Below are 15,997 nucleotides of genomic sequence, written 5' to 3'. Positions count from 1 at the left end.
CCTTACAAATCAATACCTTGGCGTCATGCCAAGGCAGGCCGACAAGTCGTGCGTCTCAATTCCATCAAGCTTTCGGGCTTCAAGTCGTTCGCCGAACCCACCAACTTCCTGCTGCCGGGCCAACTGGTCGGCGTCGTCGGGCCCAACGGTTGCGGCAAGTCGAACATCATGGATGCGGTGCGCTGGGTGCTGGGCGAGTCGCGCGCGTCGGAGCTGCGCGGCGAGTCGATGCAGGACGTGATCTTCAACGGCACGACCACGCGCAAGCAGGCCAGCCGTTCGAGCGTGGAACTGGTGTTCGACAACGCCGACCATCGCGCGGGCGGCCAGTGGAACCAGTTCGGCGAAATTGCCGTGCGGCGCGTGCTCACGCGCGACGGCACCAGCAGCTACTACATCAATAACCAGCCGGTGCGCCGCCGCGACGTGCAGGACGTGTTCCTGGGCACCGGCCTCGGACCGCGCGCCTACGCCATCATCGGCCAGGGCACGATCAGCCGGATCATCGAGTCCAAGCCCGAGGAGCTGCGCCTGTTCCTCGAAGAGGCGGCGGGCGTCTCCAAGTACAAGGAGCGCCGGCGCGAAACCGAGAACCGCCTGGGCGACACGCGCGAGAACCTCACGCGCGTGGAAGACATCCTGCGCGAACTCAACGCCAACCTCGAAAAGCTCGAGAAGCAGGCCGAGGTGGCTGCGCGCTACAACGCGCTGCAGGGCGAAGCCACCAAGAAGCAGCACCAGCTGTGGTTCCTCAAGCGCAGCGAAAGCGATGCCGACCAGGCCAAGATCAAGGCCGACTCGGAAAAGGCGATCAACGACCTGGAGTCGCGCACCGCCGACCTGCGCCGCATCGAATCCGAACTCGAAACCGTGCGCCAGGCCCACTACGCGGCCGGCGACCAGGTCAACCAGGCCCAGGGCAAGCTCTACGAAGCCAGCGCCGAAGTGGGCCGCCTCGAAGGCGAGATCCGTTTCGTGGTCGAAGGCCGCCAGCGCGTGGAGCAGCGGCTGGTCCAGCTGCGCGAGCAGATGGGCCAATGGGGCCGCCGCCGCGAAGAGGCCGAGGCGGAGATCGAAACCCTGGCCGGCCAGGGCGTCGACGCGGAAGAGCAGGCCGTGCTGCTGGCCGCGCAGCTCGAGGAACACGACGCGCGCATGCCCGAGCTCGAGGAAGCCGTGCAGCGCGCCCAGGACGAGGCCAACGCCCAGCGCAGCACCGTCTCGCAGGTGCAGCAGCAGATCCAGGTGCTGGCCGCCGACCAGCGCAACATCGAAGAGCAGAGCCGGCAGCTCACGCAGCGCAGCGAACGCCTGCGCGCCGACCAGAACGCCCTGGCCGCGCCCGACGAGGCGCGCCTGCAAGCCCTGCAGGAAGAGCATGCGGCCGCGCAGGAAACCGCGAGCGAGGCCGATGCGCGCCTGCACGAGCTGCAGGAATCGGTGCCGCAGCTCGACGACGACCGCCGCGCCAAGCAGCAGGCCGTCAACACCGAAGGCGCGCGCCATGCCGAGCTCTCGGCGCGGCTCGAGGCGCTGCGTGCGCTGCAGGAAAAGGTCAAGACCGATGGCAAGCTGGCGCCCTGGCTCGCCAAGCACGGGCTCGAAGGCATGCAGGGGCTGTGGAGCCGCATCCACATCGAGCAGGGCTGGGAAAACGCGCTCGAAGCGGCGCTGCGCGAACGCCTGGGCGCGCTCGAGGTCAGCCGGCTCGACATGGTGCGCGCTTTCGGCAACGATGCGCCGCCCGCCAAGCTCGCGTTCTACAGCCCGCCCGCGGCCGGCGTGCCGCAGGGCACAGCCGCGCTGCCGCGCCTGTCGAGCCTGCTGCGCCTGAACGATGCCGGCCTGCAGGCCTTGCTGACCGACTGGCTGCACGGCTGCTACACCGCGCAGAGTTTCGAAGAAGCGCTCGCGCAGCGCGCCACACTGCAGCCGGGCGAAGTCATCTATGTGCAGAGCGGCCACGCCGTGTTCTCGCACAGCGTCAATTTCTACGCCCCCGATTCCGAGCAGGCCGGCCTGCTGGCGCGCCAGCAGGAAATGGAAAACCTCGAGCGCCAATTGCGCGCCCAGGCCCTCATCAGCGAAGAGGCGCGCACCGCGCTGGTCCGCGCCGAAGCCGCCTACGCCGATGCGGCGCAGCGCCTCGTCACGGCGCGCCGCGAAGCGGCCGAAACGCAATCGCGTGCGCATGAACTGCAGGTCGAGACGCTGCGCATGACGCAGCTCGCCGAGCAGACCCGCGCGCGCAGCGAGCAGCTGGCTGCCGACCTGGCCGAGGTCGACGCGCAGCTGGAAGAACTGCAGGAAAAGCGCATGGCCGCCGAGGGCCGCTTCGAAGAGCTCGACATGCAGCTGGCCGACAGCCAGGAGCGCCACGCGCAGCTCGACGAACGCGTGATCGAGGCCGGCCGCGCGCTGGCCGCGAGCCGCGAGCAGCACCGCAGCCTCGAGCGGCAGGCGCAGGAGGCCACCTTCTCGCAGCGCACGCTCGAAGCCCGCCGCGGCGAGCTGAACCGCGCCATTGAAACCGCATCGCAGCAGGTGCTGTCGCTCACCGACGAAGACGAGCGCGCCCGCGCCGAACTCGGCCGCCTGTCCGATGCGGCGGCCCAGGCCGGCCTGCAGGACGCGCTGGCGCTCAAGCTCGAGCGCGAGGCCGCGCTGGGTGCGGCGCGCAGCCAGTACGACGACCTCACGCTGAAGCTGCGCGCCAGCGACGAACGCCGGCTGCAGCTGGAGCGCGAACTCGATCCGCTGCGCCAGCGCATCACCGAATTCCAGCTCAAGGAACAGGCCGCGCGCCTGGGGGTCGAGCAATACCAGCAGCTGCTGGACGACGCCGGCGCCGACCTCGAGGCCGTTGCCCAGTCGATCGAAGCCGACAAGGTCCGGCTCACCGGCCTCCAAGGCGAGATCGACCGCCTGAACCGCGAAGTGGTCGCGCTGGGCGCGGTCAACCTGGCGGCGCTCGACGAGCTTGCCGTGGCCAGCGAGCGCAAGACCTTCCTCGATGCGCAGTCCGCCGACCTGAACGAGGCCATCGGCACGCTCGAAGACGCCATCCGCAAGATCGACGCCGAGACGCGCGACCTGCTGGGCGGCACCTTCAAGATCGTCAACGAGCACTTCAGCCGCATGTTCCCCGAGCTGTTCGGCGGCGGCAATGCACGGCTCGTGATGACCGGCGACGAGATCCTCGACGCCGGCGTGCAGGTGCTGGCGCAGCCGCCCGGCAAGAAGAACCAGACCATCCACCTGCTCTCGGGCGGCGAGAAGGCGCTCACGGCCATTGCGCTGGTGTTCGCGATCTTCCAGCTCAACCCGGCGCCTTTCTGCCTGCTCGACGAAGTGGACGCGCCGCTGGACGATGCCAACACCGAACGCTATGCCAAACTCGTGACCGCCATGAGCCGCGAAACCCAGTTCCTCTTCATCAGCCACAACAAGATCGCCATGGAAATGGCCGAGCAGCTGATCGGCGTCACCATGCAGGAGCAGGGCGTCTCGCGCATCGTCGCGGTCGACATGGAAGCGGCCGCCTCCATGGTCGAGGCTGCTTGATCCGGGCAGCCCATGAGCAATCTCACTCTCGCCCTGGCCATCCTCGGCGGCCTCGTCCTCGCGGCCGTCGTTGCCTACAACACCCTGACCTCGCGCCGCAATGCGCCGCGCCAGCCCGACGCCGCTGACCGCGACCTGTCCGAGGCGGACCATCGGCCATCGTCCTCGTCCGACGGCGTGGAGCCGATGCTGCACATCGATCCGCACCCGACGCCGGGCCATGAACGCCACGAACCGCTGTTCGACCCCGACCTGCCCGCGCCCAGCGCGAGCCCGGTGCCCGCGGCCGAGCGGCGCGGCGGGCTCGATCCGCTGATCGACGTGATCGCGCCGGTGTCGCTGGACGGGCTCGCATCGGGCGACGCGGCCATCGCCGCCATGCCGCCCACGCGCCGCGCGGGCAGCAAGCCCGTGGCCATCGAGGGCTTGAACGAACACACCGGCCAGTGGGAGCCGCCCGTGCCGGGCCAGCGCTACAGCGCCTTCCAGGTGGGTGTGCAGCTGGCCAACCGCACCGGCGCGCTCAACGAGATCGAGTATTCCGAATTCGTCGTCAAGGCGCAGGCCTTTGCCGATGCGGTCAACGGCGCGCTCGAATTCCCTGAAATGCTCGACGAGGTGGCGCGCGCCCGCGAGCTCGACCAGTTCGCCAGCGCGCACGATGCGCAACTGGGCTTCGTGCTGCGCGCGCTGCATGCCGCCTGGAGTCCCGGCTACGTGCAGCAGAACGCAGCGCGGCTGGGCTTTGTGGCCGGCATCATCCCGGGGCGCATGGTGCTGCCGACCAGCGAGGCCGGGCTGCCACCGATCCTCGGGCTCTCGTTCGACACGCAGGCCGCGCTGGCCGACGATCCGGCGCAGTCGGCCATCCGCGAACTCAGCCTGAGCCTGGACGTGCCGCAGGTCGACCGCGCCGAGCAGCCGTTCCGCCGCATGCGCGAAGCCGCCGCCACGCTGGCGCGCGAGATGGACGGCGTGGTCACCGACAGCGACGGCCAGCTGCTGCGCGAGGAAACCATGGATGCGATCGGCGCCGACCTCGAGCAGCTCTACGACACGCTCGAGTCGCGCGACCTGGCCGCCGGCTCGCCCCTGGCGCGCCGCCTTTTCAGCTGATCCGATCGTTCGGGAGACACCCATGACCACGCGCGACGAAGCGGCACGCGAAGCCGCCGCACTGAGCGAACAGCTCCACAAGCACGCCCATCTCTACTACGTGCTCGATGCGCCCGAGCTGCCCGACGCCGAGTACGACCGGCTGTTCCAGCGGCTGCAGGCGCTGGAAGCCGAATACCCCGAACTGCGCACGCCCGATTCGCCCACGCAGCGCGTCGGCGGCAAGGTGCTCGAAGGCTTCGTGAAGGTGCGCCACAAGGTGCCGATGCTGTCGATCCGCACCGAGACCGACATCTCGCCGGGCGGCGCCAGCGCCTTCGATGCCCGCGTGCGCAAGGAACTGGGCCTGGCCGAGGACGGGCCGCAGGTCGAGTACGTCTGCGAACTCAAGTTCGATGGTTTGGCCATGAACCTGCGCTACGAGAACGGCGTGCTGGTGCAGGCCGCGACGCGCGGCGACGGCGAGGTCGGCGAGGAGGTCACGCAGAACATCCGCACGGTGCGCGAGATTCCGCTGCGGCTCAATGGCAAGGCGCCGCCCGTGGTCGAGGTGCGCGGCGAGATCTACATGAAGCGCGCCGACTTCGAGGCGCTCAACGAGCGCCAGCGCGAGAAGATCGCGGCCGGGCAGAAGAACGAGAAGGTCTTCGTCAATCCGCGCAATGCCGCGGCCGGCGCGGTGCGCCAGCTCGATCCGGCCATTGCGGCGGCGCGGCCGCTGAGCTTTTTTGCCTACGGCCTCGGCGAGGTCACGCCGGCCAGCGAAGGCGGGCCGGAATTTCCGACCCAGTTCGACTGGCTGCAGCAGTTCCACGCCTGGGGCTTTCCGGTGGCCACGCAGACCGCACGCGCGACCGGCGCCATCGAACTGATCGCCTTCCACGAGAACATCGGGCGCCAGCGCGATGCCTTGCCCTACGACATCGACGGCGTGGTCTACAAGGTCGACAGCATCGAGCTGCAGCGGCGGCTGGGCTTCGTCTCGCGCGAACCGCGCTGGGCCGTGGCACACAAGTACCCGGCGCAGGAGCAGATCACCGAGGTGCTGGGCATCGAGGTGCAGGTCGGGCGTACCGGCAAGCTCACGCCGGTGGCCAAGCTCGCGCCGGTCTTCGTGGGCGGCGTGACCGTCACCAACGCCACGCTGCACAACGAGGACGAGGCGCGCCGCAAGGACGTGCGCGTGGGCGACAAGGTGATCGTGCGGCGGGCCGGCGACGTGATCCCCGAAGTGGTCGGCGTGGTGCCCGAAAGCCTCGCCAGGCCCGAGGGCGAGCGAGGCCTGCTCTTCACCATGCCGCACCAGTGCCCGGTGTGCGGATCGGAAGCGCTGCGCGAAGAGGGCGAGGTCGACTACCGCTGCACCGGCGGCCTGTTCTGCGCGGCCCAGCGCAAGGAAGCCATCCTGCACTTTGCGGCGCGCCGCGCGGTCGACATCGACGGGCTCGGCGACAAGCTGGTCGAGCAGTTGGTCGATGCCAACCTGATCCGCACCTTGCCCGACCTCTACAAGCTCGGATTCGCCACGCTGGCGGGGCTGGACCGCATGGCCGACAAGTCGGCCAAGAACCTCGTCGATGCGCTCGAGGCGTCGAAGAAGACCACGCTGCCGCGCTTCCTGTTCGGCCTGGGCATACGGCACGTGGGCGAGAGCACGGCCAAGGACCTGTCCAAGCATTTCGGCAAGCTCGACGCGATCATGGATGCGAGCGAGGAGCAGTTGCTGGAAGTCAACGACGTGGGCCCGGTCGTCGCGCAAAGCCTGCGCACCTTCTTCGACCAGCCGCACAACCGCGAGGTGGTCGAGCAGCTGCGCGCCTGCGGGCTGACCTGGGAGGAGGGCGAACCCGCAGCCCGGGCGCCCAAGCCGCTGGCGGGGCTGACCTTCGTGATTACCGGCACCCTTCCTACGCTGAGCCGCGACGAAGCCAAGGACAAACTGGAAGCAGCCGGCGCCAAGGTGGCGGGTTCCGTCAGCAAGAAGACCAGCTACCTGGTGGCCGGCGAGGAAGCCGGCAGCAAGCTGGACAAGGCGCGCGAGATCGGCGTGGAGGTGATCGACGAGGCGCGTATGCTGGAGCTGCTCGCCGGCGGTGCGCCGGGTTGAAGGGGGTGAAGCGCGGTTCTTACCGGCAGTTACGCGACTTCACACCACCGCAGTCAACAGGGCCTACAAGCTGGCGTTGAAAACTGAAGGCTGACAAGGAGTCCCTCATGCAGAAAATTCGTGTTCTCGGTATCAGTGTCGCCATCGGCGGCTTCGCGCTGCTTGGCGGCTGCGTGGCTGTTCCTGGCGACCCCTACTACAGCGGGGGCTATTCGCAGCCGTACTACTCGGATCCGGTGGTGGTGAATCCGGCGCCGGTCTATATCCAGGGCGGCGGCTACTACGAAGGCGGGCGCCGCTATTACGACCACGACCGGCCTTACTACGGCGGCAGGCCCTATTACGGGCGGCCGGGCTACCCGGTGGCGCGTCCGGTGCCAGTACCGGTTCCCGTGCCCGTGCCTTCTCGCCCGGGCTGGGGCGGCGGCGGTGGCGCACGGCCGCCGGCTGCCGGCGTGTCGCCGCTGCCGCAATACCGGCCGGATCCGCCGCGCGGCGCATCGCGGCTGTGGTCGTCGCCCGACTCCAAGGGACAAACCCCTCCATGACGCCGCGGCGGGGCCGCTCGCGATAATTCCCGCCATGGCCATCCGCGAAATCCTCAAGATGGGCGACCCCCGGCTGCTGCGCGTTGCGCAGCCGGTGGCCGCCTTCGACACCGACGAACTGCACCTGCTGGTGCGCGACATGTTCGAGACCATGCTGGCCGTCAATGGGGCGGGCCTGGCGGCGCCGCAGATCGGTGTCGACCAGCAGCTCGTGATCTTCGGCACCGACGTGGTCAACCCCCGCTACCCCGACGCGCCGCCGGTGCCGCGCACCGTGCTGCTGAACCCGGTCATCACGCCGATCGGCGACGAGGAAGAAGAGGGTTGGGAAGGGTGCCTCTCGGTGCCGGGCCTGCGCGGCGTGGTGCCGCGCTTTGCCAACATCCGCTATACCGGCTTCGACCCCTACGGCGATCCGATCGACCGCGTCGCTAGCGGCTTTCATGCACGCGTGGTGCAGCATGAAGTCGATCACCTGCTGGGCAAGCTCTATCCGATGCGGGTGCGCGACTTCTCGCGCTTCGGCTATACCGATGTCCTGTTTCCAGGGCTGGACGCGAACGACGACGAGTGACGAAAGAACGGCCGGCACGCCGCCGGCCGCATGCTTCCTTCCTTCTTCCTTCAGTTGTACTTGCCGCCCAGGCCGAACCGGCCGCCGCCGAAGAGCGCAATGGCAAGTGCCGAGAACAGGAACATGCCCTGCAGTTCCAGCGCCCAGCCGCCCTGGCCATTGAGTGCGCCCAGGTCTTTCCGGTGCACGAGCCAGATGGCCACCAGCATGTTGAGCGCAACGATCAGCGCAGCCGGACGGGTGAACAGGCCCACGATGAGCAGCACGGGCGCAAGGATCTCGCCCACATAGACCAGGTAAGCCATGGCGGCCGGCAAGCCGTGGGATGCCAGCATGCCGCCGATGCCGTCGACGCCCTTGCCGACCTTCGCAATGCCGTGCAGCAGGATGAGGATGCCGAGCGCGACGCGCAGAACGAGCTTGCCGGTGTCATCGGATTTGGTCATGTGCAGATTCCTGGTGAAGTGATTGAAGGCCCGTATGTTAGTGAATGCGGCGTCCAAGAAAAACACCGGACCGGCGCTTGCGGCATATGCATCCAACCGCCCGTTCTTTGGCAGAGTGGCGCGCAGCCTCGTACACTGGCTTTTGCTTGTTGTTGAGGAGAACACACCAATGAAGAACCGATTCCGTCCCGCACTGGCTGTAGCCGCAGCCGTTGCAGCGCTTGCCGCTGCCGCTGCCGCTCCCGCCTTTGCCGGCAAGACCCTCGATGCCGTCAAGCAGCGCGGCACCGTCAAGTGCGGCGTGACCAATGGCGTGGCCGGCTTTTCCGCGCCCGATACGCAGGGCAACTGGTCGGGCCTGGACGTCGACACCTGCCGCGCCATTGCGGCGGCCGTGCTGGGCGACCCGAAGAAGGTCGACTTCGTGCCGCTCAATTCGCAGCAGCGCTTCTCGGCGCTGCAGGCCGGCGAGATCGACATCCTCGCGCGCAACACCACCTGGACGCTCACGCGCGATGCGTCGCTGGGCTTCAACTTCACCACCATCACCTACTACGACGGCCAGGGCTTCCTGGTGCCGAAGAAGCTCAAGGTGACGAGCGCCAAGCAGCTCAAGAACGCGACCATCTGCACGCAGTCGGGCACCACCAACGAGAAGAACGTGTCCGACTACTTCCGCGCGCAGAACATCCCGGTCAAGACGGTGGTGTTCGAGAGCTTCGAGGCCTCGTTCAAGGCCTTCTTCTCGGGCCGCTGCCAGGCCTTCACCACCGACGCCTCGGCGCTGGCGGGCCTGCGCAACAAGGAAGCGCCGAACCCCGACGACTACGTCATCCTGCCCGAGCTCATTTCCAAGGAGCCGCTCGCGCCGCTGGTGCGCCGCGGCGACGACGAATGGTTCGCCATTGCCAAGTGGGTGCCCAACGCGCTCATCGAGGCAGAAGAACTCGGCGTCACGCAGGCCAATGCCGACGAGCTCAAGGCGAGCAGCAAGGACCCGGCGCAGCAGCGCCTGCTGGGCGCCGGCGAAGACCTGGGCAAGCTGCTGGGCCTGGACAAGGACTGGTCGTTCCGCGCCATCAAGGCCGTCGGCAACTACGGCGAGATGTTCGAGCGCAACGTGGGCCCCAAGTCGGTCCTGAAGCTGCCGCGCGGCTCGAACAACCTCTGGAACAAGGGCGGCCTGATCTACGCACCACCGGTTCGATGAGCAGCGGAGCCTCGCGCCGCGGCGCCTGGCTGGCCTGGGTCGTCCAGGCGCTGCTGGTGCTGGCCGTGGTGGCCGGCGCGGCCTGGGTCGTGAACCATGCGCTCGAGGTCTTGCGGGCGCGCGGCGTGCGCTCGGGCTTCGACTTTCTTACTGAGCCTGCGGGCTTCTCCATCAGCGAAGGCTGGCTCGGCTTCGAGGCCAGCCAGCCGTTCTGGCGCGCCTTCCTTGCGGGCCTGGTCAACACGGTGCGCGCCTCGGTGCCCGCCGCCATCTTTTCGGTGCTGCTCGGCACCTTGATCGGTATCGGCCGGCTCGCGCCTCATGTGCTGCTGCGCGGCATCTGCACCGCTTATGTCGAGCTGCTGCGCAACGTGCCACTGCTCGTGCAGCTGCTGATGCTGGCCTTTGCGATTGCCAACCTGCTGCCTGATCCGACCGAACCCGTGCGGCTGCTGCCGGGCGTGTGGCTCAGCAAGGGCGGCCTGAGCGTGCCCTGGCCGGCGTCGGGCGAGGGTGGCTGGTGGCCCACGCATTTCGATTGGCCCGAGCGCGGCGACTTCGGCGTGAGCGGTGGCGCGGCGCTGAGCCCGGAGTACGTGACCATCGTCGCGGGCCTGTCCTTTTACTCGGCCGCGTTCGTGGCCGAGATCGTGCGCGCCGGCATCCTCTCGGTGCCGCAGGGGCAGGTGCTTGCGGGCCAAGCGCTGGGACTCGCGCCGGTGCAGCAGCTGCGCATCGTGATCCTGCCGCAGGCGCTGCGGGTGATCGTGCCCTCGCTCACCAACCAGCTGCTGAGCCTCGTCAAGAATTCATCGCTCGCGGTGGCCGTGGGCTATCCGGAACTGGTGTCGGTGGCCAACACCACCATCGGCTCGAACGGCCGTGCCTTCGAGTGCATCGCCATCATCATGGCGGTCTACCTGCTGTTGTCGCTGCTGATCTCCTTCGGCATGAACCGCTACAACGCGCGCGTCGCGCTCAGGGGCTGGCGATGAGGAACGTGGCCCAGGGCCCGATCGCCTGGCGCAGCGAACTCTGGGGTTCGCCGCCGCGGGCGCTGGCGACCGTGCTGCTGCTCGCGCTGCTGGCATGGGGCGGCTACCACGCGGTCGAATGGGGCGTGCTGCACGCCGTCTTCCGGCCTGACGCGGAAGCCTGTCGCGCAGTGCAGCATGGCGCCTGCTGGGGCGTGGTGGCCGAGAAATGGCGCCCGATGCTGTTCGGCCGCTTTCCCTACGAAGAGCAATGGCGCCCGGCCATTGCCGTGGCCGTGCTGTCGGCCGTCACTGTGCTGAGCGCCTGGCCGCGCAGCTGGCGCTGGTGGCTGGCGCCGCTCTGGGCTGCGGCGCTGCTGTTGTTCGTGCTGCTGATGCGCGGCGGCGCGGCGGGCCTCGCCCCCGTGCCGACCAGCCGCTGGGGCGGATTGCCGCTCACCATCGGCCTGGCGGTGGTGGGCCTCGCGCTGGCCTTTCCGCTCGCGCTGCTGCTCGCGCTCGGGCGCCGCTCGGGTTGGCCGGTGGTCCGCACGCTCAGTGCGAGCTACATCGAGCTGGTGCGCGGCGTGCCGCTGATCTCGGTGCTGTTCATGGCCTCGTTCCTGCTGCCGCTGCTCTGGCCCGCGGGCTGGCAGCCCGATGTGCTGGTGCGCGTGCTGGCGGGGCTCACGCTGTTCGTTGCGGCCTACCTGGCCGAGATCATCCGCGGCGGCTTGCAGGCCGTGCCACGCGGCCAGACTGAAGTGGCGATGGCGCTGGGCTTCGGCCGCTGGCCGGTGCAGCGGGACATCGTGCTGCCGCAGGCCCTGCGGCTGGTGGTGCCGGCGCTGACCAACAGCGTGGTCGGTACCTTGAAGGACACCTCGCTGGTCACGGTGGTCGGCCTGTTCGAGCTGACCGGCGCGCTGGGCCTCGCACTCGGCGGCGACCCGACCTGGCGGCCGTTCTACCTCGAGGGCTACCTCTTCGTTGCGGCGGTGTACTGGGTGCTGTGCTTCGGGCTGTCGCGCTACAGCGTGTGGCTCGAGCGGCGGCTGGGAGAGGGCGCGCGCTGAACGCGCCGGCCGCACTCAGCCCGCCAGCGCCTTGTCGACCAGCAGCTGCGCCTCCTCGAGAATGCGGCCCAGGTGCTCGGCACCGAGAAAACTCTCGCCGTAGATCTTGTAGATGTTCTCGGTGCCCGAAGGCCGCGCGGCGAACCAGCCGTTCTCGGTGACAACCTTCACGCCGCCAATGGCCGCGCCGTTGCCGGGTGCGTGGCTCAGCACGTTCTGGATCTTCTCGCCCGCGAGCTCGGTGGACAGCACCTGCTGCGGCGACAGGCTGGAGAGCTTCTTCTTCTGCTCGACGGTGGCCGCCGCATCCACGCGATTGGCCACCGGCTGGCCCAGCGCCTGCGCCAGTTCGGCAAAGCGTTCGCCGGGGTCGCGCCCGGTGCGCGCGGCGATCTCGGCCGAGAGCAGGGCAGGCACGATGCCGTCCTTGTCGGTGGTCCATACCGTGCCGTCGCGCCGCAGGAAGGTGGCGCCCGCGCTTTCCTCGCCGCCAAAGCCCAGCGACGAATCCACCAGCCCGTCGACGAACCACTTGAAGCCGACCGGCACCTCGTACAGCTTGCGGCCCAGCCGGGCGGCGACGCGGTCGATCATCTGACTGCTGACCACCGTCTTGCCCACGGCCGCATGCGCCGCCCACTGCGGCCGGTGCGTGAAGAGGTAGTCGACCATCACCGCCAGGTAGTTGTTGGGCGGCAGCAGCCCCGCGCTGCGCGTGACGACGCCGTGGCGGTCATGGTCGGTGTCGCAGGCAAAGGCGATGCCGAAGCGCTCCCGCAGGCCGATCAGCTGGTGCATGGCATCGGGCGACGACGGGTCCATGCGGATGCGGCCGTCCCAGTCGAGCGACATGAAGCGGAAGGTGGGGTCGACCTCCTGGCTCAGCACATTGAGCCGCCCGAGCTTGTAGCGCTCGGCGATGGCCGGCCAGTAGCGCACGCCCGCGCCGCCCAGCGGATCGACGCCCAAGTCGATCTCCACGCCGCGGATCGCATCCATGTCGAGCACCTGCGCGAGGTCTTCGACGTAGGTGTTGAGGTAGTCGTGGCGGTGCGTGGTCGCAGCGCGCAGCGCCTGGGCGAGCGGCAGGCGCTTCACGCCCTTGAGGTCCGCCGCAAGAAAGGCATTGGCCGCGGCTTCGACCGCCGAGGTGATGTCGGTGCCCGCGGGGCCGCCATTGGGCGGGTTGTACTTGAAGCCGCCGCTTTCGGGCGGGTTGTGCGAAGGCGTGATCACGATGCCATCGGCCAGCCCCGCCGTGCGTCCGCGGTTGTAGACCAGGATGGCGTGCGAGACGGCGGGCGTGGGCGTGTACTCGTCGTCCTTCGAGAGCATCAGCTCGACGCCGTTGGCCGCCAGCACTTCCACCGCGCTGTTGAAGGCGGGCGTCGAAAGCGCATGCGTGTCGATGCCGAGGAACAGCGGGCCGTCGATGCCCTTCTGGCGCCGGTAGTCGGCAATGGCCTGGCTCATGGCCAGCACATGCCATTCGTTGAACGCGTTGTCGAAGGAGGAGCCGCGGTGGCCCGAGGTGCCGAAGGCCACGCGCTGCGCGGGCACCGAGGGATCGGGCCGGCCCGTGTAGTAGGCCGAGACGAGGCGCGGGACATTGACGAGCAGGTCCAGCGGTGCGGGCTGGCCTGCGAGGGGATTGGTTTTCTGGCTCATGTCGAGGGTTGCCGTTCGAGTTGAAACAAGAGTCGGCACCATCATGCCGCAGGATGCGCCTGCGGATGAAACAAGCGGCAAGCGGGCCTCAGGAGGCCAGCGCTTCCATCAGGTCGGTCTCGATGGCCAGCTGCGTCTTCTGGCCCTGCAGTTCGGGCCCGCTGATCAGGAAGGTGTCTTCCACGCGCTCGCCGAGCGTCGTGACCTTGGCGAGCTGCAGGTTCAGGTGATGCCGGGCGAGCACGCGCGCCACCGAATAGAGCAGCCCGGCGCGGTCGCTGGCCGAGATGTTGAGCAGCCAGCGCTGCGCCTTGTCGTCGGGCAAAAGGCTGATGCGCGGCTTGATCGGAAAGCTGCGCACGCGCCGCGACACGCGGCCCACGCTGGGCGGGGGCAGGGGGCCGGCTTCGGTCAGCGTCTGCGCCAGGCCCGACTCCACCATGCTGATGAGATCGCGGTAGTGGTCGGGCAGGAAGGTGGTCACCACCTGAAACGTGTCGAGCGCGTAGCCGTTGGTCGCGGTGTGCACTTTCGCATCGAGGATGCTGAACGAGGCCTGGTCGAAGTAGCCGCAGATGCGCGCGAACAGGTCGGGCTGGTCGGGCGTGTAGACCACCACCTGCAGGCCTTCGCCCACCGGCGAAAGACGGGCCCGCACGATCGGCGGCGCCTTGGGGTCGATGGGCACGTTGGGCGGCGGCACGAAGCGCGAGAGCTGCTTGGCATGCCAGGCGATCTCGGTGGCCTCGTGGCGCATGAAGTAGCCGACGTCGAGCGTGGCCCACAGGGCCTTGTGGGCCTCGAAGGGCTGCGCGTGCAGGGCCAGCTGCACCAGCGCCTCGCGCTTGCGCGATTCCACCTCGGCGTCGGGATCGGGCATGCGGCCGCCGAGCGCGCGCAGCGTGTAGCGGTACAGGTCTTCGAGCAGCTTGCCCTTCCAGGCATTCCACACGCGCGGCGAGGTGCCGCGGATGTCGGCCACCGTCAGCAGGTAGAGCGCCGTGAGGTAGCGCTCGTTGCCCACGCGCCTGGCGAAGGCGCCGATCACCTCGGGGTCGCTCAGGTCCTGCTTCTGCGCGACCTGGCTCATCACCAGGTGCTCCGCAACCAGGAATTCGATCAGCCTGGAATCCTCGCGCGCGATGCCGTGCTGCTTGCAGAAGCGCTGCACGTCGCGTGCGCCGAGCGTGGAATGGTCGCCGCCGCGGCCCTTGGCGATGTCGTGGAACAGCGCCGCCACGTAAAGGATCCATGGCTTGTCCCAGCCCGCCGCAAGCTGCGAGCAGAACGGGTACTCATGCGCATGCTCGGCGATGAAGAAGCGCCGTACGTTGCGCAGCACCATCAGGATGTGCTGGTCCACCGTGTACACGTGGAACAGGTCATGCTGCATCTGCCCCACGATGCTGCGGAACACCCGCAGGTAGCGCCCCAGCACCGAGGTCTGGTTCATGAGCCGGAACGCATGCGTGATGCCGTAGGGCTGCAGCAGGATGCGCATGAAGGTCTGGTGGTTGACCGGGTCGTTGCGGAACTTGCTGTCCATCACGTGGCGCGCGTTGTAGAGCGCGCGCAGCGTACGGGCCGACAGGCCCTTCACGCCGATGGTCTTCTGGTAGAGCAGGAAGGTCTCGAGAATGGCGTGCGGCTCGCGCTCGTAGAGGTCGTCGCTCGCAATCTCGATGAGGCCTGCGCGCTCGAAGAAGCGTTCGTTGATCGGCGTGTGCTGCTCGTCCACCGGCTGCAGCCGCTCCGCGATGTTCAGCAGCAGGATCTGGTTGAGCTGCGACACCGCCTTGGCCGCCCAGTAGTAGCGCCGCATCAGCGCCTCGCTCGACTTGCGCTGCGATTCGCTTTCATAGCCGAAGCTTGCCGCCACCGCGGTCTGCAGGTCGAACACCAGGCGGTCCTCGCGCCGGTTGGCAATCACGTGCAGGCGCGCGCGGATCAGCGAGAGCAGCGCTTCGTTGCGCTTGATCTGCTGTGCCTCGAACGAGGTGGCCAGGCCGTTCTTGGCCAGGTCGTCCCAGCGGCTGCCGAAGCCCGCGGCCTTGGTCATCCAGAGGATGGTCTGCAGGTCGCGCAGGCCCCCCGGCGATTCCTTGCAGTTGGGTTCGAGCGCGTAGGGCGTGTTGTCGAACTTCTGGTGGCGGTGGCGCATTTCCTGCGACTTGGCCACGAAGAAGGCCTGCGGATCGATGGCGCGTGCAAAGCGCCGGCGGAAGCCCACGAAGAGCTTCTTGTCGCCCGTGATCAGCCGCGATTCGAGCAGCGAGGTCTGGACCGTGACGTCCTTCTCGGCTTCGGCCAGGCATTCGTCGACGGTGCGCACGCTGGAGCCGATCTCGAGCCCCGCGTCCCAGCAGTGGCCGATGAAGGCCTCGATGCGCGCAGGATCGATCGCGCCGGCCTCGCCCTCGGGCGGCAGCAGCAGCAGCACGTCGACATCGGAGTAGGGGAACAGCTCGCCGCGGCCGAAGCCGCCCACGGCCACCAGCGCGAGCGCGTCGCCGAAATCGGCCTCGCGCCAGAGCGTGCACAGCGTCTGGTCGGCCAGGGCCGACAGCTGCCGCAGCACCGTGTGCACGCTGCGCGTGGGCGCGCGCGCAAAGCGCAGGGTGTCGAACAGCGCCAGCTTCCTGGCGCGATAGGCCTCGCGCAAGGTGGCGACATCGATCTTGGCGGGTTCGATCACGGCAGTGTCCTCGGCCGTG

At 68.5% G+C, this 15,997-nt stretch carries 11 protein-coding genes; 8 read left to right on the top strand and 3 right to left on the bottom strand.

From position 1 onward, the window contains the following. Positions 1-48 precede the first annotated feature (48 nt). From smc to def, 5 genes are all read left to right on the top strand, one after another. Positions 49-3,564 (top strand): chromosome segregation protein SMC, encoded by a 3,516-nt coding sequence (gene smc, locus AC1DSC_RS08345; RefSeq protein ID WP_436287750.1) that lies wholly within the window; start codon positions 49-51, stop codon positions 3,562-3,564. Between the two features lie 12 nt (positions 3,565-3,576). Further along, entirely contained in the window at positions 3,577-4,680 is a 1,104-nt protein-coding gene (locus tag AC1DSC_RS08340) for a cell division protein ZipA C-terminal FtsZ-binding domain-containing protein (protein WP_418145369.1), read from the top strand. A gap of 22 nt (positions 4,681-4,702) precedes the next feature. Next, positions 4,703-6,787, top strand: a complete 2,085-nt coding sequence (gene ligA / locus AC1DSC_RS08335; RefSeq protein WP_012748052.1) for an NAD-dependent DNA ligase LigA — start codon at positions 4,703-4,705, stop codon at positions 6,785-6,787. A 107-nt stretch (positions 6,788-6,894) separates the two neighbouring features. Continuing rightward, positions 6,895-7,335, top strand: a complete 441-nt coding sequence (locus AC1DSC_RS08330) for a hypothetical protein (RefSeq protein ID WP_012748051.1) — start codon at positions 6,895-6,897, stop codon at positions 7,333-7,335. 34 nt (positions 7,336-7,369) lie between these two features. Next, a complete protein-coding gene (gene def, locus AC1DSC_RS08325) occupies positions 7,370-7,909 on the top strand; it encodes a peptide deformylase (protein ID WP_307592705.1) in 540 nt (179 codons plus the stop codon). Positions 7,910-7,959: 50 nt separating this feature from the next. Here def and AC1DSC_RS08320 read toward each other — a convergent pair whose 3' ends face one another. Further along, the gene (locus AC1DSC_RS08320) at positions 7,960-8,355 is read right to left on the bottom strand and encodes a DoxX family protein (protein ID WP_012748049.1); all 396 of its coding nucleotides are present in this window, start codon (positions 8,353-8,355) and stop codon (positions 7,960-7,962) included. Between the two features lie 169 nt (positions 8,356-8,524). On the opposite strand from AC1DSC_RS08320, the gene AC1DSC_RS08315 reads away from it, so the two are divergent. The 3 genes from AC1DSC_RS08315 to AC1DSC_RS08305 are packed head-to-tail and all read left to right on the top strand — an operon-like array spanning position 8,525 to position 11,615. Beyond that, positions 8,525-9,565, top strand: coding sequence for an amino acid ABC transporter substrate-binding protein (locus tag AC1DSC_RS08315; protein ID WP_436287749.1), 1,041 nt, complete (start codon positions 8,525-8,527; stop codon positions 9,563-9,565). Next, on the top strand, positions 9,562-10,560 hold the full coding sequence (locus tag AC1DSC_RS08310; protein ID WP_307592709.1) for an ABC transporter permease subunit: 999 nt from the start codon (positions 9,562-9,564) through the stop codon (positions 10,558-10,560). The genes AC1DSC_RS08315 and AC1DSC_RS08310 overlap by 4 nt, the downstream gene beginning before the upstream one ends. Then, the gene (locus AC1DSC_RS08305) at positions 10,557-11,615 is read left to right on the top strand and encodes an amino acid ABC transporter permease (RefSeq protein WP_436287747.1); all 1,059 of its coding nucleotides are present in this window, start codon (positions 10,557-10,559) and stop codon (positions 11,613-11,615) included. The genes AC1DSC_RS08310 and AC1DSC_RS08305 overlap by 4 nt, the downstream gene beginning before the upstream one ends. 15 nt (positions 11,616-11,630) lie before the next feature. Here AC1DSC_RS08305 and pgm read toward each other — a convergent pair whose 3' ends face one another. Next, on the bottom strand, positions 11,631-13,283 hold the full coding sequence (gene pgm / locus AC1DSC_RS08300; RefSeq protein WP_478131799.1) for a phosphoglucomutase (alpha-D-glucose-1,6-bisphosphate-dependent): 1,653 nt from the start codon (positions 13,281-13,283) through the stop codon (positions 11,631-11,633). 88 nt (positions 13,284-13,371) lie between these two features. Beyond that, entirely contained in the window at positions 13,372-15,978 is a 2,607-nt protein-coding gene (locus AC1DSC_RS08295) for a [protein-PII] uridylyltransferase (RefSeq protein WP_012748044.1), read from the bottom strand. Positions 15,979-15,997: the final 19 nt, after the last annotated feature.

The organism is Variovorax sp. 01N425 (assembly GCF_056399465.1).
Note: the sequence above shows the minus strand (reverse complement) of the source record. Positions and strands in the feature narration are given on the sequence as shown.

Excerpts from the sequence above, each read along its gene's own strand:
- AC1DSC_RS08340 (WP_418145369.1), top strand. The coding sequence starts at position 3,577 with ATGAGCAATCTCACTCTCGCCCTGGCCATCCTCGGCGGCCTCGTCCTC.
- ligA (WP_012748052.1), top strand. The coding sequence starts at position 4,703 with ATGACCACGCGCGACGAAGCGGCACGCGAAGCCGCCGCACTGAGCGAA.
- AC1DSC_RS08330 (WP_012748051.1), top strand. The coding sequence starts at position 6,895 with ATGCAGAAAATTCGTGTTCTCGGTATCAGTGTCGCCATCGGCGGCTTC.
- def (WP_307592705.1), top strand. The coding sequence starts at position 7,370 with ATGGCCATCCGCGAAATCCTCAAGATGGGCGACCCCCGGCTGCTGCGC.
- AC1DSC_RS08320 (WP_012748049.1), bottom strand. The coding sequence starts at position 8,355 with ATGACCAAATCCGATGACACCGGCAAGCTCGTTCTGCGCGTCGCGCTC.
- AC1DSC_RS08315 (WP_436287749.1), top strand. The coding sequence starts at position 8,525 with ATGAAGAACCGATTCCGTCCCGCACTGGCTGTAGCCGCAGCCGTTGCA.
- AC1DSC_RS08310 (WP_307592709.1), top strand. The coding sequence starts at position 9,562 with ATGAGCAGCGGAGCCTCGCGCCGCGGCGCCTGGCTGGCCTGGGTCGTC.
- AC1DSC_RS08305 (WP_436287747.1), top strand. The coding sequence starts at position 10,557 with ATGAGGAACGTGGCCCAGGGCCCGATCGCCTGGCGCAGCGAACTCTGG.
- pgm (WP_478131799.1), bottom strand. The coding sequence starts at position 13,283 with ATGAGCCAGAAAACCAATCCCCTCGCAGGCCAGCCCGCACCGCTGGAC.